The sequence below is a fragment of the Streptomyces sp. NPDC044061 genome (assembly GCF_056434305.1).
Map to the genome: position 1 here is coordinate 92,498 of NZ_JBWKFL010000010.1, position 23,540 is coordinate 116,037.

Annotated in this window: 18 protein-coding genes; 14 read left to right on the plus strand and 4 right to left on the minus strand. The window is 70.7% G+C overall.

The window, feature by feature from the left end; genetic code table 11:
* Positions 1-644 precede the first annotated feature (644 nt).
* Positions 645-2,057, plus strand: a complete 1,413-nt coding sequence (locus AC07CM_RS18050) for a hypothetical protein (RefSeq protein ID WP_478877369.1) — start codon at positions 645-647, stop codon at positions 2,055-2,057.
* Here AC07CM_RS18050 and AC07CM_RS18055 read toward each other — a convergent pair.
* Positions 2,054-3,628, minus strand: coding sequence for a Na+/H+ antiporter (locus AC07CM_RS18055; protein WP_478877370.1), 1,575 nt, complete (start codon positions 3,626-3,628; stop codon positions 2,054-2,056). The two genes, AC07CM_RS18050 and AC07CM_RS18055, sit on opposite strands and share 4 nt — an antisense overlap.
* A gap of 237 nt (positions 3,629-3,865) precedes the next feature.
* Here AC07CM_RS18055 and AC07CM_RS18060 point away from each other — a divergent pair, with 237 nt between their 5' ends.
* Positions 3,866-6,364, plus strand: a complete 2,499-nt coding sequence (locus AC07CM_RS18060; protein ID WP_478877371.1) for an ATP-binding protein — start codon at positions 3,866-3,868, stop codon at positions 6,362-6,364.
* A 123-nt stretch (positions 6,365-6,487) separates the two neighbouring features.
* On the opposite strand, the gene AC07CM_RS18065 is transcribed toward AC07CM_RS18060, so the two are convergent.
* Positions 6,488-6,952 carry a hypothetical protein gene (locus tag AC07CM_RS18065; RefSeq protein WP_478877372.1) on the minus strand — a complete coding sequence of 155 codons (465 nt, stop codon included), beginning with the start codon at positions 6,950-6,952 and terminating at the stop codon, positions 6,488-6,490.
* Positions 6,953-7,327: 375 nt separating this feature from the next.
* Between AC07CM_RS18065 and AC07CM_RS18070 the strand changes: the two genes are divergently transcribed.
* The 12 genes from AC07CM_RS18070 (at position 7,328) to AC07CM_RS18125 (ending at position 22,205) form a co-directional block, all read left to right on the plus strand.
* Positions 7,328-9,169 (plus strand): APC family permease, encoded by a 1,842-nt coding sequence (locus AC07CM_RS18070; RefSeq protein ID WP_478877373.1) that lies wholly within the window; start codon positions 7,328-7,330, stop codon positions 9,167-9,169.
* A 246-nt stretch (positions 9,170-9,415) separates the two neighbouring features.
* Positions 9,416-9,505, plus strand: coding sequence for a K(+)-transporting ATPase subunit F (gene kdpF / locus AC07CM_RS18075; RefSeq protein WP_016434100.1), 90 nt, complete (start codon positions 9,416-9,418; stop codon positions 9,503-9,505).
* 8 nt (positions 9,506-9,513) lie between these two features.
* Complete coding sequence (gene kdpA / locus AC07CM_RS18080) at positions 9,514-11,175, plus strand: potassium-transporting ATPase subunit KdpA (RefSeq protein WP_478877374.1); 1,662 nt, start codon at positions 9,514-9,516, stop codon at positions 11,173-11,175.
* On the plus strand, positions 11,175-13,307 hold the full coding sequence (gene kdpB / locus AC07CM_RS18085) for a potassium-transporting ATPase subunit KdpB (RefSeq protein ID WP_478877375.1): 2,133 nt from the start codon (positions 11,175-11,177) through the stop codon (positions 13,305-13,307). Before kdpA ends, kdpB begins: the two co-directional genes overlap by 1 nt.
* 23 nt (positions 13,308-13,330) lie before the next feature.
* Complete coding sequence (locus AC07CM_RS18090) at positions 13,331-13,999, plus strand: potassium-transporting ATPase subunit C (protein ID WP_478877376.1); 669 nt, start codon at positions 13,331-13,333, stop codon at positions 13,997-13,999.
* A 131-nt stretch (positions 14,000-14,130) separates the two neighbouring features.
* Complete coding sequence (locus tag AC07CM_RS18095) at positions 14,131-14,814, plus strand: response regulator (RefSeq protein WP_478877377.1); 684 nt, start codon at positions 14,131-14,133, stop codon at positions 14,812-14,814.
* Position 14,815: 1 nt separating this feature from the next.
* On the plus strand, positions 14,816-17,368 hold the full coding sequence (locus tag AC07CM_RS18100; RefSeq protein WP_478877378.1) for a DUF4118 domain-containing protein: 2,553 nt from the start codon (positions 14,816-14,818) through the stop codon (positions 17,366-17,368).
* Positions 17,369-17,852: 484 nt separating this feature from the next.
* Positions 17,853-18,803, plus strand: a complete 951-nt coding sequence (sigJ, locus tag AC07CM_RS18105) for an RNA polymerase sigma factor SigJ (protein WP_478877512.1) — start codon at positions 17,853-17,855, stop codon at positions 18,801-18,803.
* Between the two features lie 46 nt (positions 18,804-18,849).
* Entirely contained in the window at positions 18,850-19,692 is an 843-nt protein-coding gene (locus tag AC07CM_RS18110) for an alpha/beta fold hydrolase (protein ID WP_478877379.1), read from the plus strand.
* A 39-nt stretch (positions 19,693-19,731) separates the two neighbouring features.
* Positions 19,732-20,409 (plus strand): NAD(P)-dependent oxidoreductase, encoded by a 678-nt coding sequence (locus AC07CM_RS18115; protein WP_478877380.1) that lies wholly within the window; start codon positions 19,732-19,734, stop codon positions 20,407-20,409.
* Between the two features lie 119 nt (positions 20,410-20,528).
* Entirely contained in the window at positions 20,529-21,161 is a 633-nt protein-coding gene (locus AC07CM_RS18120) for a DUF1345 domain-containing protein (RefSeq protein WP_478877381.1), read from the plus strand.
* A gap of 111 nt (positions 21,162-21,272) precedes the next feature.
* On the plus strand, positions 21,273-22,205 hold the full coding sequence (locus AC07CM_RS18125; RefSeq protein WP_478877382.1) for a Dyp-type peroxidase: 933 nt from the start codon (positions 21,273-21,275) through the stop codon (positions 22,203-22,205).
* Positions 22,206-22,211: 6 nt separating this feature from the next.
* On the opposite strand, the gene AC07CM_RS18130 is transcribed toward AC07CM_RS18125, so the two are convergent.
* Entirely contained in the window at positions 22,212-22,685 is a 474-nt protein-coding gene (locus tag AC07CM_RS18130) for a GreA/GreB family elongation factor (RefSeq protein ID WP_478877383.1), read from the minus strand.
* Between the two features lie 142 nt (positions 22,686-22,827).
* The gene (locus AC07CM_RS18135; protein WP_478877384.1) at positions 22,828-23,526 is read right to left on the minus strand and encodes a GntR family transcriptional regulator; all 699 of its coding nucleotides are present in this window, start codon (positions 23,524-23,526) and stop codon (positions 22,828-22,830) included.
* Between the last annotated feature and the right edge of the window lie 14 nt (positions 23,527-23,540).

The window sequence follows — 23,540 nt, forward strand, 5'->3', positions numbered from 1 at the left end:
GGGGGGTTCTTGGGTGGGGGGCGGAGGAAACACGGCGTCTTGTTTTCGTGGCGGGGTGACGGGCCCCCTCCCCCCCCCCCCGCCACCCCCCCCCCCCCCCCCCCCCCACGGTGGCGCACGGACGCCGGCGATGAGGCGACGAAAGGCGTCGTGCGCGGGCGCGTGCCCCCTCGGACACACACCGGACCGCCTTCGCGTCACCGCGGAGTGGGGACTCCGCCCGTCGTGCGGGGCCACTGACGTCCGTGGCCCAGCGGCGGCCGACAGCGAATCTAACCCCGCCCGCTGTTCCGATTGCCCCGGTGAGCCAGGAATTTGCGGCACCCATACGGCGCAGGCGCGAGCGCCATCAAGGTCGCGTCAAGCAAAGCTGAATAGCCATCAGGAGCGCGTCAACGAGAGCCATCGGTGGCCGAATTCCGTCGCAGACTGATCGACAACGGGGGACGGGCGACCGTCCGTGGCGTGACGTTGGAGGGACCGTGACCATCACGGCCGGAACAGCGCAGGGTCCTCGGACCGAGGGGGAGACATCGCCGCAGCAAGCGACGGTCGCCCCGCCCGGGGGCAGCCCTGGACCGCGGAGACGAGGGTATTCGCGGACGGCCGGACCGGGTCCGGGGCTGCGCCTGGGACGGCAGGTCGTGGCCGCGTGGGCCGCTCTACGCCGGCGCTTCTGGGCCACTGTGCCCGCGCGGCTGCGTCTTCTGCGCGCGGCCACGCTCCTGCTCACGGCCGTCGTGGCCGTGCTACTGCTTGTAGCTGGGCTGGCCGCCAACGGAACCTGGAACAGCGTGACCGGCCGGGACGCGCCGCGCACGACCAGTGCCGCCGACCTCAACCTGGCCCTCAACAACATGGACGCCCAGGCCGCCAACATCCTGTTGTCCAATGGGGACGGGGGCAAGGGCCGTCTGAGGACCCCGTACGGCAAAGCGGTCGGCTACTACGGCGATGCCCGGCGCGAGATCGGGCACGACTTGCGCACCCTCGCTGTCGCGGCGCAGGGCGACCGGTCCGATGAGAAGACCGTGGAGTCTCTGACCGACGACTTCGCCGAGTACCAGGAGCTGATCGGCCGCGCCCTGGAGAACGACAGCCGCACCGGCGGCAAGGCGTCAGCGCTGGTGGACTACCGCCGTGCCACGGACCTGTTGCAAGCCAGGCTGCTGCCCGAGTCCCGCACGCTGGTGTCCTCCAACGACGCCGCCTTCAACGCCGAGTACACCACCGCCCGCTCCACCCTCTCCACGCAGCTCGCCTCCGTCGTCGGCCTGGGGCTGCTCCTGCTGGCCGTTCTCGGTCTCCTGCAGTGGTACCTGGTCCGGCGCTTTCACCGGATCCTGAATCCGCCCCTTGTCGCCGCCACCGTGTGCACGCTGCTCGCGGTGATCCTGGGCTCCCAGATGCTGACCTCCTCGTCCGGGAACCTGCGTGGTGCCCGCCGCGACTCCTTCGACTCCGTCGTCGCGCTCTCCCGTGCGCGGGCCATCGCCTACGACGCCAACGCCGACGAGAGCCGCTACCTCCTCGACCCGCAGCGCCGCGACCAGTACGCGAGCTCATTCCTCGCCAAGTCGCAGGAGCTGTACGGCATCAAGGGCGCAACCCTCACGACCTACGACGACGGGCTCGCCACCAGCTGGCAGGGGTACCGGACCGACCACCACGACCTGCGCTTCACCGGGGAGTTCCGGCGGGAACTGGACAACGTCACCTTTCCCGGGGAGCGGACCGCCGCCGAGAAGACGGTGGAGACGTACGCCGTCTACGAGCGCGACGACCGCAGGATCCGCGCGCTGCTCGCGGCGGGGAAGGAGCAGCAGGCGGTGGAGTTCTGCATGGACTGGAAGCCCGGCACCTCCAACGCCCACTTCGGCGAGTGGATGACCGCGCTGGACAAGGTGACGGACATCAACCGCGCCCACTTCGATGCCTCGGTGCGGAAGGGTCGCTCGGCGATGAGCGGTCTGCTGCCCTGGGCGAGCGGGCTCCTCCTCGCGGCGATGGCGCTCACCATGCTCGGACTGCGGACCCGGCTGGCCGAGTTCCGTTAGACGTCCGCCAGCCGGGCCTCCTCCAGGTCCAAGGAACGCTGGAGGCGTCGCCGGGTCGTGTCGCTGATGCGGTGTGCGTCGTACAGCCGCTGCAGTTCCGCCGACTCCACGGTGATCAGGCCGCGGCGCAGCTGGCGGTAGACCCGGTCGGCGGACTCGGTGGCCGCTGCCGTGCCGTTGCTCTCGGTGAGGCGGTCGCGGGCGTCCTCCAGCCGGGCGTTCAGGCCGCGGCGCAACCGGTCCAGGACGATGTCCGGTACGGCCTCCAGCTCGGCGAGTTCCTCCAGCCGGGCGAGGCCGGCGTGGGCGAGGCGGGAGCGGGCCTCGATCTCCTCGCGTTCGGTGTGGGCGGGCTCCAGGGCGATGCCGGAGGCGCGGACGACGGGGGCGAGGGTGAAGCCCTGGACCACGAGCGTCACGACCACCACGGACGTCGTCAGGACGAGGACCAAGGGGCGGTCCGCCAGTGCGCTGCCGTTCCTCGCGACCTCGGGGATGGACAGGGCGGCGGCCAACGGCATCACCCCACGCGTGCCCGCCCAGGTCAGCACCACCGGAATCCGCCAGTTCAGCCGACTGATCCCGCCCTTGCGCTGGACCACCGTCGACAGCGGCGCGATCCACAGCAGGCGTACGGCGACGAGGGTGGCGGCGACGGCAAGGGCGTACAGGGGCCAGGAACGGTCACCGTCGGCCAGCGCCCGCACCTGCGCGGGCAGCGCCAGCCCTATGAGCGAGAACACCACGCTCTCCAGCAGGAACACCACTGTGCCGTACACGGCGTGCAGTTGGAGACGTATGCGCGCGTTGGTGAGCCGGTCCCCCCGGCCGCCCAGGATCACCCCGGCGACCACGCAGGACGTCACCCCGGAGGTGTGCGCGACCTCCGCCAGCAGATAGGACGCGTAGGGGGTGACCAGGGCGATCACCGTCTCCAGCACCGGGTCCTCGGTACGGCGCCGGATCAGCATGATCACTCCGGCGACGGCGGCTCCGATCAACGTGCCACCGCCGGCCAGCAGCAGGAACTGGCCGCCGGCCGCGCCCCAACTCGCCGCCGCCGACGCGATCGCGATGCTCGCCGCCACCCGGACCAGCACCAGGGAGGTGGCGTCGTTGAACAGGCTCTCCGCCTGGACCAGCACCTGCACCCGCGGGGGCAGGGCGAGCCTGCGGCCCAGCGCGGTCACCGCGACCGGGTCGGTGCTGGCCAGCACCGCGCCGAGCACGAACGCCATCTGCCAGGACAGCGGGGTGACCAGGACCGCGACCGCGGCGACGGCCGCCGCCGAGGCGAGCACCAGGCCGATGGCGAGGACGCCGACCGGTTTCCACACCGCCCGCAGCTCCCGCCAGGGCATCTCCTCGGCGCTGGCGTACAGCAGCGGCGGCAGCACCACGAGCCCGATGATCTGAGGGCTGATCTGGATCTGCGGGGTGCCCGGCAGCATTGCCACGCCGAGACCGGCGAGCACCAGCAACGACGGTGCCGGAATCCGTCGGCGGCGCGCGAAGGTCGCCACCACGGTGGCCAGGACGACCAACCCGAGTACTGTGCCGACGCTGCGCATGCCGTCCCCCTGGGGCTACCACGGGGAGCCGCTCCGACTCTCCGGCCGACCAGACTTCCCGGCACACCGCTCGCATCCTATCGGCCCAGCTCACGTCAAGGCAGTGTCAAGGTACTCGTGATCGGCGCCAAGGAATCGCCAACGCCCGCCCCGGACGGCTCGCCGATGGGCTTCCTTGGGGGGAGAGCCCATTCCATTCAGGGCAGTTGATCGAGTGAGCGGAGCGCGTCGGCGGCGATGAGTGACGTACGGCCTGGACGGCTGAAGGTCTATCTCGGGGCGGCCCCGGGGGTCGGCAAGACCTATCGGATGCTCGACGAGGGACGACGCCGCGCCTCGCGCGGGGCGGATGTGGTGGTGGGCTTCGTGGAGTGCCACGGGCGCCGGCGCACGGAGGCGATGACCGACGGCCTGGAGGTCGTCCCGCGTACCGCGTGCACCTACCGCGGCGGGGGCTTCGAGGAGATGGACCTGGCTGCGGTGCTGGCCCGGCGCCCGCAGGTGGCGATCGTGGACGAGCTCGCGCACAGCAACGTGCCCGGCGGCGGCCGCAGTCCCAAGCGCTGGCAGGACATCGAGGAACTCCTCGCCGCCGGCATCGACGTGATCACCGCGCTGAACATCCAGCACCTGGAGTCCCTCAACGACGTCGTCGAGAAGATCACCAACGTCCCGCAGCACGAGACCGTGCCGGACGAGGTCGTCCGGCGGGCCTGGCAGATCGAGCTGGTGGACATGCCGCCCGAGGGACTGCGGCGCCGCATGGCGCACGGCAACATTTACCCGCCCGAGAAGATCGACGCCGCCCTCGCGAACTACTTCCGCCCGGGCAACCTGACCGCGCTGCGGCAGCTGGCGCTGCTGTGGGTGGCCGATCGGGTCGACGAGGCGCTCCAGGAGTACCGCTCGCAGCACGGCATCGGCGGGGTGTGGGAGACCCGGGAGCGAGTCGTCGTCGCGCTGACCGGCGGCCCGGAGGGGGACACACTGGTGCGGCGGGCCGCCCGGATCTCCGACCGGTCGGCGGGCGGTGACCTGCTCGCCGTACACGTGGCCCGCAGCGACGGCCTGGCCGGCGGTGTCTCCGCCGCCTCGCTCGCCCGGCAGCGTCGGCTGGTGGAGGACCTGGGCGGCAGCTATCACTCGGTGGTCGGCGACGACGTCGCCACGACCCTGGTGGAGTTCGCACGGGCGGAGAACGCCACCCAGCTGGTGCTGGGGACCAGTCGGCGGGGACGTCTGGCGCGCTTCGTGACAGGCCCTGGAACCGGGGAGACGGTGACCGAGCTGTCCGGGGACATCGACGTCCACCGGGTCACCCACGAGCGAGCCGGGCGCGGCACGCTGCTGCCGTCGAGGCGCCGCACCCTGTCCACGGCCCGGCTGATCGCCGGCCCTGTGGCCGGGCTGGTGCTTCCGGTGCTGCTCACGGCGGTGCTCGCCCAGGTGCGGGGGACGCTGGACCTGACCAGCGAGGCGCTGCTGTTCCTCCTCGCGGTCGTGGGCGTGGCCTGTATAGGCGGCGTCGCCTCGGCCGTGATCGCCTCGGTGACGGCGTCCCTGCTCCTGAACTACTGGTTCATCCCACCCATCGGCGCCTTCACCCTGAACAACCCCAACGCGCTGCTGGCGCTGGCCGTGTTCGCGGTCGTCGCAGCCACCGTGGCCGCCGTCGTCGACCGCTCGCTACGGCTGTCCCGGCGCTCGGCGCGGGCCACTGCCGAGGCCGAGACCATGTCCTCGCTGGCCGGCACCATCGTGCGCGGTGAGGCGACGATTCCAGCCCTGCTGGAGCGGACGCGTGAGACCTTCGGTATGGACTCGGCGGAACTGGCGGACGAGCCGCCCGGCACCGAGGGCGCCACCGCGGTGCCGGCCGGTCCGGGCGCGTACCTCGTGCTGCGGGGCCGCACTCTGTCCTCCTCCGAACGGCGGGTGCTTGCCGCGTTCGCCGCGCACGTCGGCTCGGCGGTGGAGCGGACCCGGCTGGCGGAGGCGGCGGCCGAGGTGGAGCCGGTGAAGGCGGCCGACCGGATGCGTACGGCGCTGCTGCGGGCCGTCGGCCACGACCTGCGCACCCCGCTCGCGGCGGGCTGGGCCGCGGTCACCTCCTTGCGCAGCAGCGACGTCGAGTTCTCCCCGGAGGACCGCGAGGAGCTTCTCGCCACCGCGGACGAGTCCATGGCCAAGCTCAACCGGCTGGTGGAGAACCTCCTCGACCTCAGCCGCCTGGAGGCAGGCGTCCTCCCCCTGAACCTGCGTCCGACGTCCCTGGAGGAGGTCCTGCCCACGGCGCTGGCGGACGTCCCCAGGGTGGAAGTGGCGGACACGGAGGAGATCCCGGCGGTGCTGGCCGACCCGCCTCTGCTGGAACGGGTGATCGCCAACCTCGCCGGCAACGCCGCCCGCCACACCCCACCCGGCAAGAAGGTCCTGGTCACCGCCAGCGCCCTGGCGGGCCGGGTGGAGCTGCGCGTCGTGGACCGAGGAGCGGGACTTCCGCAGACCGGCCGGGAGCGGATGTTCGAGCCGTTCCAACGGCTCGGCGACACCGACAACACCACCGGCCTCGGCCTCGGGCTCGCCCTCGCGCGCGGCCTGACCGAGGCCATGAACGGCACCCTCACCCCTGAGGACACCCCCGGCGGCGGCCTGACCATGGTCGTCTCGCTGCCCTTCGTCGAGCAGACGGTGGGTTCCCGACCGTCCGAGCACCGCACAGGAGGTGCGCGATGAGCACGGGGACCGGCGCGCTGCGAGCCCGGCCGGTCGCCGTGACCCTGGCCGACCAGACGGGGCCGCGCAGGACACGTCGGGACCTGTGCGCGGGTGGTGAGGCCGGACTCGGAGGAGGCGCGGTCACTCCAGTCCGGACGCCTTGAACACGGCCTGCGCGGTCTCGCGGTCCACGCGGGCGGAGAGTCGGGTCAACGCGGTCTGCCCGCACAGCAGCAGACCCCCGGCCGCCGCCTTCCGGGTGCCCGCCTCCAGCCGGTACCAGAGGCCGGGATTGTTCACGAGCACCTCGGGATCGATCCGGACGCGCTCGCCGAACGCATCGCGCAGCAGGAGACGTTGGGAGACACCGTCGAGGATGCGCACGGACACCAGCAGGTCCGTCCGGACCCGGCGCTCCCGCAGCAACAGGCGCGAGGCCAGCCAGTCCTCACCGGCCGCCACCCGGGCGGGACACAGCACGAGGAACAGCAACACGGCGAGCGCGAGCCACAGCAGGCCGCGCCAGAGCGTGAATCGGCCCGAGCCCCAGTCGACGAGCAGGAGCAGGGCGAGGAGCACGCCGGCGCACCGGACGGCATCCTTCACCTCCCGCCCCCAACAGCGGTCGTACACCGCGTCTCCGGGCGATTCTGTGCGAGCACCGGCCGGTGACCTGCGCGCCCTCTCACGGCGTCCCATACGGGTGACGGTAGAGACGCGAAGACCCGGATCGATACATTTTGATGCGACTCTGACGGATATCGAATGGTTCTTTGCGCAGCCCATCCGCGTTCTCCGCAGGACCTGATCGGATCCCGCCGTCGACGGGACCACGCGCCCGTCAAGATGCCGTCAAGTTCAGTCGGATCGGCGCGAAGATGCCGCAAGGACCGCCAGGTGAGGGCGGAAAGGGACACAGCCTGAGTGCACAGCGCAGAACACAGTCCTCCTGCGCGGCTCTTGGAGAAGGAGTACGCACCGATGTCCGTCCTGACCGTCCAGCCCGGCTCGACCCCCGCCGACGAAGAACCGCCCGATACCGGCGAGCGGCATCGCCTGACCGCCGTGACGGGCCTGGCCGCGCTGTCGCTGGACGCGATGGCGTCGGTGGCGTACGGCCCCGAGGCGATCGTGCTGGTGCTCGCCGGCGCGGGAGCCCACGGCCTCGGTTTCACGCTGCCGGTGACTCTGGCCATCGCCGCCCTCCTGGCGGTGCTGGTGGCCTCCTACCGGCAGGTGATCGCGGCCTTCCCGGACGGCGGCGGCTCCTACGCCGTGGCCAGGACCCACCTGGGGGCGCGCACGAGCCTGGTGGCCGCCGCCTCGCTGGTGCTGGACTACGTGCTCAACGTCGCGGTCGCGGTGACCGCGGGCGTGGCGGCCCTGACCTCGGCCTTCCCCTCCCTCTACTTCGACCGGCTGTGGCTGTGCCTGGCGGTCCTCGCGCTGATCACGGGCGTCAACCTGCGCGGGATCGTAGAGTCGGCGAAGGCGTTCATCGTGCCGACGGTCGTCTTCGTCGGAGCCATCTTCGTGCTGATCGTCGTGGGGCTGCTCCGGTCGGCGCCGGTCAGCACCGTCACGGCGGCCGGCCACGCCTCGGTCGTCGCGGACAACGCCTCCACCGTGGGCGCGCTGCTGCTGCTGAAGGCCTTCGCCTCCGGATGCTCCGCGTTGACCGGAGTCGAGGCCATCGCCAACGCGGTCCCGTCCTTCCGGGTGCCGCGCGTGAAGCGGGCCCAGCGCGCGGAGGTCGCCCTCGGCGCCGTCCTCGGTCTGATGCTGATCGGGCTGTCGGTGCTGATCGGCCGTTTCCACCTCCAGCCGGTGGCGGGCGTGACGGTCCTCGCCCAGCTCGCGGACGCCTCGCTCGGCCACAACTGGGCGTTCTACGTCATCCAGTTCGCGACGATGATCCTGCTGGCGCTGTCCGCGAACACCTCCTTCGGCGGGCTGCCGGTCCTGCTGAAACTCCTCGCCCGCGACAACTACGCCCCGCATGTGTTCGCCCTGAAGGCCGACCGCCAGGTGCATCGGCACGGCGTCCTCGCGCTCGCCGTCGTATCGGCCGCGCTGCTGCTCTTCTCCGGCGGTGACACCAACACCCTGGTGCCGCTGTTCGCGATCGGGGTGTTCGTCGGCTTCACGATCGCCCAGGTGGGCATGGTGCGGCACTGGCGGTCGGAGCGCGGACGGGGCTGGCAGGGGAAGGCGCTGCTCAACGGCTTCGGTGCGCTGCTCACCGGGGTCGCGACCGTCGTCGTCACCGCGAGCAAGTTCACCGACGGCGCCTGGCTGATCGTGATCGCGCTGCCCCTGCTCGTGATCGCCTTCGAGACCGTGCGCCGCGCCTACGACCGCATCGGCGAGCGGCTCGGCCTGGGCCGCGTACCCGAGGCCCCGCACCGCGACCGCTCGCTCGTCATCGTGCCCGTGTCATCCCTGTCCCGGCTGACTTCCGAGGCCCTGACCGCGGCCTCCTCGCTCGGTGACGAGGTCCGCGCGGTGACCGTGTGCTACCCCGACCCCGAGGACAGGGCTCACCTGCACGCACTGGAACGTGCCTGGGCGGAATGGGACCCAGGGGTGGAACTGGTGCGGTTGGCGTCCACGCGGCGCAGCCTGGGCCGTCCGATCGCCGCGTACGTCCGTGACGTGGCCGCCGCCGAGCCTGTCACGCGGGTCACCGTGCTGATTCCGGAGACCGAGCCGGAGCGGCTGTGGCAGCGGCTGCTGCAGAACCAGCGCGGCGCGGTCGTCGCGCACGCCGTGCGACGGGAGACGGACGCGGTGATCTGCCGACTGCGATTCCGGGTGCTCTGATCCGGTGTCTCTTGTTACCAGCCGGTATGGAGCGTGGCCGTAAGAGTCTCGTCAAAGCCGTGCAGGCCGCCGTAAGAGGGTCGTCAACGAGCGACCGGATCCGGCCAGCCAGGAGGTTTCCTCTAACCGTCCTTGTTTTACCCCCGAACCTCTTCAGGAGTTCACGATGGCCGATCTGGCCTTCGTCGTCACCGTCCTCGCGGGTTTCGCGCTGGTGGCCCTCGTCGCCAAGGGGGTGACGAAGCTGTGACCGCCGAGAACATCGTCGGCCTGGTCGTGGCCGTCGCCCTGCTGGGCTATCTCGTCCTCGCCCTGATCTTCCCGGAGAGGTTCTGAGAACAGACATGGGTCCCGTACTCGCAGGCGTGCTCCAGCTGCTCGCGCTCATAGGCGCGCTGGCGCTCGTCTACATTCCCGTCGGCAACTACATGGCCCGGGTCTACTCCTCCAAGAAGCACCTCACGGTGGAGAAGTGGATTTACAAGGCGATCGGTGCCAACCCCGATGCTGAGATGACCTGGCCCGCGTATCTGCGCGGTGTCCTCGCCTTCTCGGCGGTCAGCGTCCTCTTCCTGTACCTGCTGCAGCGGCTCCAGGGCGTTCTGCCCGGCTCGCTCGGCTTCTCGTCGGTCAACCCGGCGCAGTCGTTCAACACGGCCGTGTCGTTCGTGACGAACACCAACTGGCAGTCGTACTACGGCGAGCAGACCATGGGGCACGTCGTGCAGACCGCCGGTCTCGCCGTGCAGAACTTCGTCTCCGCGGCCGTCGGCATCGCGGTGGCCGTGGCGCTGGTGCGCGGTTTCGCGCGCTCGCGCACGGGTGAGCTGGGCAACTTCTGGTCGGACCTGGTGCGCGGCACGCTGCGCATCCTGGTGCCGATGTCGGTCGTGGCCGCGGTGATTCTGGTCGCCTGCGGTGCGATCCAGAACTTCTCCGGCATCCACGAGGTCGGTCAGTTCATGGGCGGCTCGCAGCAGTGGAACGGCGGCGCGGTCGCCTCCCAGGAGGCCATCAAGGAACTGGGCACCAACGGCGGCGGCTACTTCAACGCCAACTCCGCCCACCCCTTCGAGAACCCCACCCCGTTCACGAACCTGTTCGAGATCTTCCTGATCCTGGTGATCCCGTTCTCGCTGACCCGCACCTTCGGTGTGATGGTCGGCAGCGTGAAGCAGGGCTACGCGATCCTCGCCACGATGTTCACCATCTGGCTGGGCTTCGTCGCGCTGATGATGTGGACCGAGTTCGCCCACCACGGCCCGGCGCTCCAGGCCGCGGGTGGTGCGATGGAGGGCAAGGAGACCCGGTTCGGAGTCGGCGCCTCCTCGATCTTCGCGGTGTCCACGACTCTGACCTCGACCGGTGCGGTGGACTCCTTCCACTCCTCCTTCACCGGCCTCGGCGGCGGCGTCACGATGCTGAGCATGATGCTGGGCGAGATCGCGCCGGGCGGCACGGGCTCCGGCCTCTACGGCATCCTGATCATGGCTGTGATCGCGGTGTTCATCGCCGGTCTGATGGTCGGCCGCACGCCCGAGTACCTGGGCAAGAAGATCGGCGGCCGCGAGATGAAGCTCGCCGCCTGCTACATCCTGATCACCCCCGCCCTGGTGCTGGTCTTCACGGCGGCCTCCATGGCGCTGCCCACCCCGCCGCACTCGATGCTCAACTCCGGCGCGCACGGCTTCTCCGAGGTGCTGTACGCCTTCACCTCGGCGGCCAACAACAACGGCTCCGCCTTCGCGGGCCTGAACGCGAACACCGACTGGTTCAACACCATGACCGGACTCGCCATGCTGCTCGGCCGCTTCCTGCCGATGGTCTTCGTCCTTGCCCTCGCGGGCTCCCTGGCGGAGCAGAAGCCGGTGCCCGTCACGGCGGGCACCCTGCGCACCGAGAAGCCGCTGTTCACCGGCCTGCTGGTGGGCGCGATCCTCATCATCACCGGTCTCACGTACTTCCCGGCCCTCGCGCTGGGCCCGCTCGCGGAAGGGCTGGCGTGATGACCACCCGTACAGAGAACTCAGAGGACTCCATGTCCACAGCCACACCCACGAGGGCGCCGCACAGCGACGTCCCCACCGGCCACAAGCCCACCGAGGGCCGTGTCGGCGGCGGCCTCTTCGACCCCAAGGCACTGATCAAGTCGCTGCCGGACGCCTTCCGCAAGCTCGACCCGCGGGTGATGATCAAGTCGCCCGTGATGTTCGTGGTGTGGATCGGCTCCGTGCTCACCACGGTGTTCTCCTTCAAGGACCCGGGCGACTGGTTCGGCTGGGCGATCAGCGCCTGGCTGTGGCTGACGGTCATCTTCGCCAACCTGGCGGAGGCCGTCGCCGAGGGCCGCGGCAAGGCGCAGGCCGACACCCTGCGCAAGGCCAAGACCGACACGGTCGCCCGCCGGCTTCTCGCGGACGGCTCCGAGGAGCAGGTCCCTGGCACCGCCCTGACCATCGGCGACCTGGTGGTCTGCGAGGCCGGGGACGTCATCCCCGGTGACGGTGACGTCGTCGAGGGTGTCGCCTCGGTGGACGAGTCGGCCATCACCGGCGAGTCAGCCCCGGTGATCCGCGAGTCCGGCGGTGACCGGTCCGCGGTTACGGGTGGTACGAAGGTGCTGTCCGACCGGATCGTCATCAAGATCACGACGAAGCCGGGCGAGACCTTCATCGACCGGATGATCAGCCTGGTCGAGGGCGCGGCCCGGCAGAAGACGCCGAACGAGATCGCGCTCAACATCCTGCTCGCGTCGTTGACCATTGTCTTCCTGCTGGCCTGCGCCACGCTGCCGCCGTTCGCCACCTACGCGGGCACCCACCTGACGATGGTGGTGCTGGTGGCCCTGCTGGTCTGCCTGATCCCGACCACGATCGGCGCGCTGCTGTCCGCGATCGGCATCGCGGGCATGGACCGACTGGTCCAGCGCAACGTGCTGGCGATGTCGGGGCGGGCGGTGGAAGCCGCCGGTGACGTCTCCACGCTGCTGCTCGACAAGACCGGCACCATCACCCTCGGTAACCGCCAGGCCGCCGAGTTCCTGCCGGTGCGCGGCACCACCGACGCCGAGGTCGCGGACGCCGCCCAGCTGTCGTCCCTGGCGGACGAGACGCCCGAGGGGCGGTCCATCGTCGTTCTGGCCAAGGAGAAGTACGGGCTGCGCGAGCGTCACCAGGGCGAGCTGGCGCAGGCGGAGTGGATCGCCTTCACGGCCCAGACCCGTATGTCGGGTGTGGACGTCGACGGGCGCAGGATCCGCAAGGGCGCCACCGCCTCGGTGGTCGCCTGGGTCGAGGCGCAGGGCGGCGAAGTCGCGGCGGACGCCCAGGCGTTGACCGACCGCATCTCCGAGGCGGGCGGCACCCCGCTGTTGGTCGCGGTCGAGGACGCCGAGGGCGCCCGTGTGCTGGGCGTGATCTACCTCAAGGACGTCGTCAAGGACGGCATGCGGGAGCGGTTCGAGGAGCTGCGCCGCATGGGCATCAAGACCGTCATGATCACGGGTGATAACCCGCTGACCGCCAAGGCGATCGCCGAGGAGGCGGGCGTCGACGACTTCCTCGCCGAGGCCACCCCAGAGGACAAGATGGCCCTCATCAAGCGGGAGCAGGCCGGTGGCAAGCTGGTCGCGATGACCGGTGACGGCACCAACGACGCCCCGGCCCTCGCGCAGGCGGACGTCGGCGTGGCGATGAACACCGGTACGTCGGCCGCCAAGGAGGCCGGCAACATGGTCGACCTCGACTCCAACCCGACCAAGCTCATCGAGATCGTCGAGATCGGCAAGCAACTCCTCATCACCCGGGGCGCGTTGACGACGTTCTCCATCGCCAACGACGTCGCGAAGTACTTCGCGATCATCCCGGCGCTGTTCGCGGCGGTCTACCCGGGCCTGGACAGGTTGAACATCATGCAGCTGTCCTCGCCCGACTCCGCGATCCTGTCCGCGGTCGTCTTCAACGCGCTGATCATCATCGCGCTGGTGCCGCTGTCCCTGAAGGGCGTGCGGTACCGGCCGATGAGCGCCGACCGGATGCTGCGGCGCAACCTCGGCATCTACGGCATCGGCGGCTTGATCGCCCCGTTCATCGGCATCAAGATCATCGACATGCTCATCTCCCTCATCCCCGGGCTGTGACCTTTCAAAGGCGTCTGATCACCATGAACAACTCCGTAACGAACACCGCCCGGTTGCTGGGAGCGGGCCTGCGCGCCCTGCTCGTGCTGACCCTGGTGACCGGCGTCATCTACCCGCTGGTGGTCACCGGCATCGCCCAAGCGGCGTTCCACGACAAGGCGAACGGCTCCGAGATCAAGGCGGACGGCAAGGTCGTCGGCTCGTCCCTGATCGGGCAGTCGTACAACCTGCCGCTGAAGAAGGGCCAGGAGACGCCGGACGCGGACCTGAAGTGGTTCCAGGGCCGCCCGGCGAACGGGCTCGGCACGAACAGCGTCAACACGCAGTACAAGCTGATCCTGTCGGGTGCCACCAACCTCTCCGCGGACAGCAAGGTGCTGGTCGAGCAGGTCGAGGACGCCAAGGCCGCCGTCGTGAAGGACAACTCGGTGCCCGGGTACACGATCAAGCCCTCCCAGGTGCCCGCCGACGCGGTGACCTCCTCGGGCTCGGGCCTGGACCCGGACATCTCCCCCGACTACGCGGAACTCCAGGTGCACCGGGTCGCCGTGAAGAACGGGCTGTCCGTCTCCGCGGTGGAGAAGCTGGTCAAGGACCACACCGGGGGTCGCACTTTCGGCTTCATGGGCGAGCCCCGCGTGAACGTCCTGGAGCTCAACATCGCGCTCAAGGACCTTGCTGCGAAGCACTGATGGGATTACGTGACACGCACGGGAGTTGGCGGCCGGGACGCATTCCCGGGCCGTCGACTCCCGCAGTCATGACGTCGGTTGCCTCGCGTCCGGCGCTCCCCGCCCCGACGTACGAGAGGAAAGGCACACCCATGACCCGGGTGCTCGTGGTGGAGGACGACCCGCAGCTCGTACGGGCCCTCGTCATCAACCTGCAGGCGCGTAGCTACGGCGTGGACGCCGCCCCCGACGGTGCCACGGCTCTGCGGCTCGCCGCCGCGCGTCAGCCCGACGTCGTGCTGCTGGACCTCGGCCTGCCCGACATGGACGGCGCCGACGTCATCAAGGCGCTGCGCGGCTGGACCCGGGTGCCGATTCTGGTCCTCTCGGCCCGGCAGTCATCCGACGAGAAGGTCGCCGCGCTCGACGCCGGCGCCGACGACTACATCACCAAGCCGTTCAGCATGGACGAGCTGCTGGCCCGGCTACGGGCCGCCGTCCGCCGTACCGAGGACACCCCGCACGTCCCCGCGACGACTCTCGTCGAGACGGACGGCTTCACGATCGACCTGCTCGCCAAGAAGGCCGTACGGGAGGGACGGGATGTACGGCTCACCCCGACCGAGTGGCACCTGCTGGAGATCCTGGTGACCAACCCGGGTCGGCTGATCACCCAGAGGCAGCTGCTCCAGGAGGTCTGGGGCGTCTCGCAGAGCAACAAGACCAACTACCTGCGCGTCTACATGGCCCAACTCCGCCGCAAACTGGAGACGGACCCCTCCCACCCCCGCTATCTGATCACCGAGCCCGGCATGGGCTACCGCTTCGAGGGATGACATGGCACGCGGCAAGCTTCGGATCTACCTCGGCGCGGCACCGGGCGTCGGCAAGACCTACGCCATGCTGTCGGAGGCGCACCGCCGCATCGAGCGGGGCACCGACTGCGCGGTCGCCTTCGTGGAACACCACCACCGGCCGCGCACCGAGGTGATGCTGTACGGCCTGGAACAGATCCCGCGCAAGGAACTCCACTACCGGGGCAGCGTCTTCACCGAGATGGACGTGGACGCGGTCCTGCGGCGTGCTCCTGCCGTCGCGCTGGTCGACGAGCTCGCCCATACGAACGTCCCGGGCTCCCGCAACGCCAAGCGCTGGCAGGACGTGGAGGAGTTGCTGGCCGCCGGGATCGACGTGGTCTCGACCGTCAACATCCAGCACCTGGAGTCGCTGGGTGATGTGGTGGAGTCGATCACGGGGGTGCGGCAGCGGGAGACCGTCCCGGACGAGGTGGTTCGGCGTGCCGACCAGATCGAACTGGTCGACATGTCGCCGGAGGCGCTGCGCCGTCGTATGGCGCACGGCAACATCTACAAGCCGGACAAGGTCGACGCGGCCCTCTCCAACTACTTCCGGCCGGGCAACCTCACCGCCCTGCGCGAACTGGCGCTGCTGTGGGTCGCCGACCGCGTCGACGCGTATCTCACCGAGTACCGCAGCGAGCACCACGTCTCGACCATCTGGGGTTCGCGCGAGCGTATCGTCGTCGGCCTGACCGGCGGCCCCGAGGGGCGCACCCTGATACGGCGTGCCGCGCGGCTGGCGGAGAAGGGCGCCGGCGGCGAGGTGATGGCCGTCTACATCTCGCGCAGCGACGGCCTCACCGCCGCCTCCCCGAAGGAACTGGCCGACCAGCGCACCTTGGTCGAGGATCTCGGCGGCACCTTCCACCAGGTCGTCGGCGACGACATACCGGCAGCCCTGCTCGACTTCGCCCGGGGCGTGAACGCCACCCAGATCGTGCTGGGCGTCTCCCGGCGCAGAAGCTGGCAGTACGTCTTCGGGCCGGGGGTCGGCGCGACGGTCGCCGTCGAGTCAGGGCCCGACCTGGACGTCCACCTCATCACGCACGACGAGGCGGGCAAGGGGCGCGGACTGCCGGTGGCGCGCGGAGCACGCCTCGGCCGGTCCCGGGTCATCTGGGGTTGGCTCGTCGGCGTGCTCGGTCCCGTCCTTCTGACGTGGCTGCTCACCGGCACCACTCCGGACGTCGGCCTCGCCAACGACATGCTGCTGTTCCTGACGTTGACGGTGGCGGCGGCCCTGCTGGGCGGGCTCTTCCCGGCACTGGCGTCGGCGGTGGTGGGCTCTCTATTGCTCAACTGGTACTTCACCCCACCCATCCATACCCTGACGATCGCCGACCCGAAGAACATCGTCGCCATCGCGATCTTCGTCGGGGTGGCCGTGTCCGTGGCCTCCGTGGTGGACCTGGCGGCCCGACGTACCCACCTTGCGGCGCGGCTGCGCGCCGAGTCGGAGATCCTCTCCTTCCTCTCGGGGAACGTCCTGCGCGGCGAGACCACACTCGAGGCGCTGCTGATACGGGTCCGGGAGACCTTCGGCATGGAGTCGGTGGCCCTGCTGGAGCGGACCGGAGTGACGGACCCCTGGACCTGCGCCGGCAGCGTGGGACCCCAGCCCGCAAAGATCCCGGAGGACGCGGACGTCGACGTACCGGTCGGCGACCACATGGCCCTGTCCCTCCGGGGCCGAGTGCTCCCCGCCGCCGACCGCCGCGTGCTGGCCGCGTTCGCCGCGCAGGCCGCCGTCGTCCTGGACCGCCAGCGCCTGCGACGCGAGGCCGACCGCGCCAAGGAACTCGCGGAGGGCAACCGCATCCGCACCGCGCTCCTCGCCGCCGTCAGCCACGACCTGCGCACCCCGCTCGCCGGCATCAAGGCCGCGGTCACGTCGCTGCGTTCGGACGACGTCAAGTGGTCGGCGCAGGACCAGGCCGAACTCCTGCAGGCGATCGAGGAAGGCGCCGACCGGCTCGACCACCTCGTCGGCAACCTGCTGGACATGTCCCGCCTCCAGACCGGCACGGTCACCCCGATCATCCGCGAAACCGACCTCGACGAGGTCGTGCCCATGGCGCTCGGCGGGGTCCCGAATCCGGAGGAGTGCGTGGACCTGGACATCCCCGAGACCCTGCCGATGGTGTACGTCGACCGGGGGCTGCTGGAACGGGCGGTCGCGAACGTCGTGGAGAACGCCGTCAAGTACAGCCCGGCGGAGGAGAGGGTCATGGTGTCCGCCAGCGCCCTCGCCGACCGGGTCGAGCTGCGGGTCGTGGACCGCGGGCCCGGTGTCCCGGACGAGGCCAAGGACCGCATCTTCGAACCGTTCCAACGGTACGGTGACGCGCCCCGCGGTGTCGGCGTCGGCCTCGGCCTCGCGGTCGCCCGCGGCTTCGCCGAGGCCGTCGGCGGCACGCTCCACGCCGAGGACACCCCGGGCGGCGGCCTCACCATGGTCCTCACGGTACCGATGGCACCGGAGCGCGGGTGGCCGGAGCAGCCGGGCCTGTCGGTGTCGGCCACCTCCTGAGAACGTCAGGCCTCGGGCGACACGGTGTCGAACTCCCGCTCCAGGCGGCCGTGTCCAGCCGTAGCCGCCAGGTGTTCCGGCGATGCAGGGCCGCCAGGTCCGCCTGGAGCGGTGACGTGGGCGGTTTCGAGGTCGGTTGCCGTACGGGCGATGACCTCGTTGAGGTCTTCGAGCTTGGACTTCAGCGACCTGATCTCGATCTGCGCTCGGCGCTGACGCTTGTCTTCGTCGACAGTCCGGAAGCACAGGGAGCGGCAGGCCTCGGCGCGGTGGCGATGAGGCTCGACCTCCTGCTCGGAGGCAGGGCACTGGCGGACGGGCAGAGCATCCGCAACCCGGGAAGGGACGTAACCTGCCGCCCGGCAGGTCGAGTTGCCGGGACCGATCGCCGCGCGCTGAGGCGTGGGTCACATGCCGGGTGCCGATGTCACACTCCGGGCGCCCCCACGGCTCTCAGTGGTCAGACATGGCAGGAGGTCCCATGATGTCCGACACCTCGTCGGCCGGCGGTACCCGGGAGAACGCGGTCGACACGGCCACCCAGGTGTTCGTCGAGCACCGAGAACTGCTTTTCTCCATCGTCTACAACATGCTCAGCAGTGTCGCCGACACCGAGGACGTGCTCCAGGAGACATGGCTGGCGTGGGCGGCCAGAGGCGGGGCACCGGACGCGGAGCGGATCGACAGCCCACGCGCCTATCTGGTGCGGATCGCGGTGAACAAGGCCCTCGCCCGCCAGGCCGCCATCAGCCGCCGCCGCGAGGCCTATGTCGGTCCGTGGCTGCCCGAACCGCTCGTCACCTCCCTCGCCGACGGTCGTGCTCACGGCGATGCCGGGGACGCCGCCGACACGGCCGAGCGCACCCAGTCGGTGTCCATGGCGCTGCTGGTCGTGCTGGAGACCCTCACCCCGCTGGAACGCGCGGTGTTCGTCCTGCACGAGGTGTTCGGCTATGCGCACACCGAGACCGCCGACATCCTCGGCCGCAGTCCCGCGGCGGTACGCCAGCTCGCCCACCGCGCACGCGAGCATGTCCACGCCCGCCGCCCCCGCTACCGGACCGACCCGCGTCTGCGTCGACAGGTGACCGAGCGGTTCACGGCCGCGGTCGCCGGGGGCGACCTGCGGACGCTGCTGACGCTCCTGGCGCCGGACGTGACCCTGTGGGCCGACGGCGGGGGCAAGGCCACCGCCGCGGGCCCGCGCCCGGTCCACGGCCGTGACAAGGTCGCCCGGCTCCTGGCAAACGGCGCCACCCGCACCGGCGGCGGCCTGGACATCCGCTACCGGCGGGTCAACGGCGACCCCTCGGCGCTGCTGTTCAGCGGCGACTCGCCCTTCGCCGTACTGGTCCTCGACCTGGTCCCGGACGGCCGGCAGGTCTGCGGCATCTACTTCGTCACCAACCCCGAGAAGCTTGAGGGCCTCACCTGAGGCCGGCTGCCGGGCGACCGTCGGCCGAGACGTGAGGAGGACGGGAATGCAGGAGATCGAACTGTCCGCCGGGACCATCGAGTACGAGGACACCGGCGGCGACGGTCCCACGGTCGTGCCGTTGCACGGGTTCATGATGGATGCCTCGCTGTGGGCCGGGACGATCCGTGAGCTGTCCGCCGATCACAGGTGCGTGGCACCGACGCTGCCCCTCGGCGCGCATCGTCATGCGATGCGCGCGGACGCCGACCTGTCGCTGCCCGGGATGGCCCGCCTGGTCGCGGAGTTGCTCGACCGCATGGATCTGCGAGACGTCACCCTCGTCGGCAATGACACCGGCGGGGCGATCGTTCAACTGCTCATGTGCGAGGGCGTCGCGCGCGTGGGCCGGGTCGTGCTCGCCTCCTGTGACGCGTTCGACAACTTCCCGCCCGGGCTGACCGGCAGGACGCTGGTGCTCACCGGCAAGCTCCCGCCCCGGCTGTTCGGGCTGTTCATGCAGCAGATGCGACTCCGGGCGATCCGGCGGCTCCCGATCGCGTTCGGGTGGCTGACCCTACGGGGGGACGCCGCCACCGCCCGCTGGATGCGGCCGGTCATGCGGCGGCCGGACATCCGGCACGACGCCGTGCGCACCCTGCGCGCGGCCGCGGCGGACACCGGTCTCCTGACGACCGCGGCCGAACGCCTGCCCCGGTTCGAACGCCCCGCCCTCGTGGTGTGGGCGACCCGCGACCGCGTCATGCCGCCCGAACACGGCCGCCGACTGGCCGAACTCCTTCCGCACGGACGGCTGGTCGAGGTGGGCGACAGCTACACCCTCATCCCGCTGGACCAGCCGGCCCGACTTGCCCGGGTGATCGGGGAGTTTACGCCCGGCCGCCACTGACCGGGCGGGCGCCGAACGACGAGAGAGAAGAGACAGCGGATGCAGCTCACCATCTTCGCAGCGACCGGTGGCATCGGCCGCCACCTTCTCGAACAGGCAGTCGCCGCGGGGCACGATGTCACCGCGGTGGTACGCACCCCACAGGGCCTGAGCGGGTGGAAGGGACGGGCGCGTGTCGTCACGGCCGACCTGGCCGCGCCGGACGCGGACGTGCTCGCGTCCGCCGTCGTCGGCCGGGACGCCGTCCTGTCCGGGCTCGGACCGCGCAGGCCGAGGGCCGACGCGGGCGTCGCCTCGCGGGGCACGAAGGCCATCGTGGCCGCGATGCGGGCGACCGGCGTGAAGCGCCTGGTCGTGGTCAGCGCCGCACCGATCGGCACCGTGCCGTCGCCGGGTCGCCCGAACCCGCCGAAACACGACGCCGGCGACGGTTTCCTGATGCGCCACCTGGGCAGCCGGTTCGCGCGAGCCATGTTCAGCGCGCACTACGCGGACCTCGCCCTGATGGAGGACATGCTGCGGGGCAGCGATCTGGACTGGACCGTCTCACGACCGCCGCAACTGACCGACAAACCCCTGACCGGCGCTTACCGGACGGCGTTCGGGCAGAACATCCGGGGCGGCTCGAAGGTTTCGCGCGCCCACGTCGCCGATCACATGCTGCGGGTGCTCGACCGACCCGAGACGATCGGACAGACCATCGGCATCGCCGACTGAGGAGCCGCGACACCACGGTCCGCACGGCCCTCGTCGAGGCCGCGATCACGGTGGCCGTCTCCCGACGGGATCGTGTCATCGCTCCGGCGGACACGGCCGCGGAATTAGTCTCGGGGCGCATGAGGACCTCGTTGGCGCTGGACACCCTGCCTCGCCTCGTCGGTGCGGTGATCCTCGGGACCGTGGCCGGCGTGGCCGTCGGGCTGCCGACCCGGGCGCCGCTCGGGGCGCTGGCCGGGATCGCCGTGACGCAACTGGCGTTCGTGCTGGCGGGCTGGGCGGTGCTGTGGCCCATGGACGCCGCCGCCACCCACCGCAACGCCCGGCGCGAGGACCTGCGGCCGGCCGGTGAGGAACTGGTGGTCGTGGCGGTCGCCTCGTGCGGACTGCTCGCCATCGTGCTGCTGCTCCTGCTCGGCCCGTCCGACACCGGCCACGCGGGCGCCGCGACCGCCCTGTTCGGGGTGTTCCTGGCCTGGGCCGCACTGCACCTGATGTACGCCACCCGCTATGCCTACGTGTACTACGCCGCCGACGGCGGGATCGACTTCAATTCAGGACTGCCGCCCGCGTACCGCGACTTCCTCTACTTCAGCTACAACCTCGGCATGACCTACCAGGTGTCCGACACCTCCGTGTCGAGTACGGCCATCCGCGCGATCGTGCTGCGGCACGCGCTCCTGTCGTACGTCTTCGGCACCAGCATTCTCGCCACCGCCATCAACCTCGTCGCCGGACTCGTCACCAGCTGAGGTCCCCGCGACGTCCCCGCGCGGTCGCGCCCCGGAGACAGCAGGATGGGGAGGGGGCCGGACGGGCCCTCGCGCATTGGATGCCGCCGTATCGGATGAGGAGGACGGGCCGTGGTCGAATCGCAGCCCGTGGTCGTCGAACCGGCCAGGACCGCCGTGTTCCTCGTGGTCACCATCACGCCGGGCCACGAGGAGACGGTCCGTGACCTGCTCGAGGACGTCTCGGGCCTGTGCCGCTCGGTCGCCTTCCGCGCCCCCGGCGAGCAGCTCAGCTGTGTCGTCGGCATCGGCTCGGCCGGCTGGGACCGGCTGTTCCGCGGACCGCGGCCGCGGGAGCTGCACCCGTTCGTGGAACTGAACGGCGAACGCCACCGGGCCCCGGCCACCCCGGGAGACCTCCTCTTCCACGTGCGGGCCCGCCACATGGACCTGTGCTTCGAACTGGCCCACCTGCTCACGGAGCGGCTGCGCGACGCGGTCACGGTGGTGGACGAGGTCCATGCGTTCAAATACTTCGACGAGCGCGACCTGCTCGGGTTCGTCGACGGCAGTGAGAACCCCGAGGGGCGGCGCGCGGCCGACGCGGTGTTCATCGGCGACGAGGACCCGGACTTCTCCGGGGGCAGCTATGTGACGGTGCAGAAGTACCTGCACGACATGACGGCGTGGAACGCCCTGTCGTCGGAGGAGCAGGAGAGGGTCATCGGGCGCACGAAGCTCGCCAACGTCGAGTTGTCCGACGACGTCAAGCCCGCCGACTCCCACGTGGCGCTCAACACCGTCACGGACGAGAACGGCGACGAGCGCAAGATCGTGCGCGAGAACATGCCGTTCGGCACCCTCGGCAAGGGCGAGTTCGGCACGTACTTCATCGGCTACGCGCGCACCCCGGACGTGACCGAGCAGATGCTGAGGCACATGTTCCTCGGCGACGGACGCGCCACCCACGACCGCATCCTCGAGTACTCGACCGCCGTCACCGGGTGCCTGTTCCACGTGCCGACGGCCACCTTCCTCGACGACCTTCCCCCCGCCCCGGGCTGAGCCCGGTCACCCCGCGGGCTGCTCGCCCAACGACACGACCTCCGCGGTCGCCCGTCCCTCCGGCGCCTCGTAGCCGACCGAGTCGCCGACCCGGTGACCGAGCAGCGCGCGCCCGAGCGGGCTGTCCGCCGTCACCAGCGTCCGGTCCAGCACCGCCGCGGTCGCGCCGATCTGGACGGTGTCCACCGTGCCGTCCGCGAACCGTACGGTGACCGTGCTGCCCACCCCGACCAGATCGGTGGCGGGCGGCCCCGCGTCGGCCGCCTGCCGCAGTCGCGTGGTGATCTCCGAGATACGCGCGTCGAGGCGGTCGAGGTCGTCGGCGCGCTGCAGCTCGTCGGCCCCGTCGGCGCTGTCGCCGACCGTGTCGCCGTCCCGCAGAGTCGCCGCGACCGTCTCGCGTTCGGCGCGGACGTCGGCCAGCTCCCGTTCGAGCGCCTGCCGGGCGGCCTCGCCTATGGGCTGGGGTTCGCTGGTCATGCGTGCTCCTCGGGCAGGGAGGGGTGGGAGGAGTGGACAAGTGCGGCGGTGAGACATCTCCGCTTCGACGCATTTTATGTTAAATGTCCGTTTGTCTGGCACCCGTGCGGCCACCTTCGCCGGGCCCCGCCCGGAGTCCGGTTCAGTCCCGCGCCGCCCACAGGCTGCGTACGTGCCCCAGGTGCCGGGTCATGATCTCCCCTACGGCCTTCTCGTCGCGCTCCAGCAGCGCGTCCAGGAGCTCCAAGTGCTCCTCGGCCGAGGTCAGCAGGCGGCCCGCCTCGACCAGGGCCGTGAGGCCGTAGAGGCGGGAACGGCCGCGCAGGTCGGCGACCACCTCTACCAGGTGGGCGTTGCCGGCCAGGGCGAGCAGCCCGAGGTGGAAGCGGGTGTCGGCCTCGACGTAGGCGATCAGGTCGCCCGCCGCGGCGGCGGTGACGATCTCCCGGGCCGCCGGACGCAGCGCCTCCAGGGACACCCGGTCGGCCGTGCGGGCCAGGTCCACCACCGTGGGGATCTCGATCAGCGCACGGATGTGGGTGTACTCGTCCAGCTGCCTGTCGGAGACGGCGGTGACCCGGAAGCCCTTGTTGGGCACCGTGTCGACCAGGCCCTCCTTGGCCAGGTCCAGCATCGCCTCCCGCACCGGTGTCGCCGAGACGCCGAAGCGGGAGGCGAGCGAGGGTGCCGAGTAGACCTCGCCCGGCCGCAGTTCGCCCGCGATCAGGGCGGCCCGCAGCGCGTCGGCGACCCGCTCGCGGTAGCTGCTCCGCCGGCCGCCCAGCCGGGGGAGCGCGGGTGCGTCCGCATCCTGCGGTTTCTGTGCCATGTCACGCATCATCGAAGTCTAGTCGG

What these genes read in the sequence shown, in the direction of transcription:
- AC07CM_RS18055 (WP_478877370.1), bottom strand. Translation starts at nt 3,628, where the DNA reads ATGCGCAGCGTCGGCACAGTACTCGGGTTGGTCGTCCTGGCCACCGTG.
- AC07CM_RS18060 (WP_478877371.1), top strand. Translation starts at nt 3,866, where the DNA reads ATGAGTGACGTACGGCCTGGACGGCTGAAGGTCTATCTCGGGGCGGCC.
- AC07CM_RS18070 (WP_478877373.1), top strand. Translation starts at nt 7,328, where the DNA reads ATGTCCGTCCTGACCGTCCAGCCCGGCTCGACCCCCGCCGACGAAGAA.
- kdpA (WP_478877374.1), top strand. Translation starts at nt 9,514, where the DNA reads ATGGGTCCCGTACTCGCAGGCGTGCTCCAGCTGCTCGCGCTCATAGGC.
- kdpB (WP_478877375.1), top strand. Translation starts at nt 11,175, where the DNA reads ATGACCACCCGTACAGAGAACTCAGAGGACTCCATGTCCACAGCCACA.
- AC07CM_RS18090 (WP_478877376.1), top strand. Translation starts at nt 13,331, where the DNA reads ATGAACAACTCCGTAACGAACACCGCCCGGTTGCTGGGAGCGGGCCTG.
- AC07CM_RS18095 (WP_478877377.1), top strand. Translation starts at nt 14,131, where the DNA reads ATGACCCGGGTGCTCGTGGTGGAGGACGACCCGCAGCTCGTACGGGCC.
- AC07CM_RS18100 (WP_478877378.1), top strand. Translation starts at nt 14,816, where the DNA reads ATGGCACGCGGCAAGCTTCGGATCTACCTCGGCGCGGCACCGGGCGTC.
- sigJ (WP_478877512.1), top strand. Translation starts at nt 17,853, where the DNA reads ATGTCCGACACCTCGTCGGCCGGCGGTACCCGGGAGAACGCGGTCGAC.
- AC07CM_RS18110 (WP_478877379.1), top strand. Translation starts at nt 18,850, where the DNA reads ATGCAGGAGATCGAACTGTCCGCCGGGACCATCGAGTACGAGGACACC.
- AC07CM_RS18115 (WP_478877380.1), top strand. Translation starts at nt 19,732, where the DNA reads ATGCAGCTCACCATCTTCGCAGCGACCGGTGGCATCGGCCGCCACCTT.
- AC07CM_RS18120 (WP_478877381.1), top strand. Translation starts at nt 20,529, where the DNA reads ATGAGGACCTCGTTGGCGCTGGACACCCTGCCTCGCCTCGTCGGTGCG.
- AC07CM_RS18130 (WP_478877383.1), bottom strand. Translation starts at nt 22,685, where the DNA reads ATGACCAGCGAACCCCAGCCCATAGGCGAGGCCGCCCGGCAGGCGCTC.
- AC07CM_RS18135 (WP_478877384.1), bottom strand. Translation starts at nt 23,526, where the DNA reads ATGATGCGTGACATGGCACAGAAACCGCAGGATGCGGACGCACCCGCG.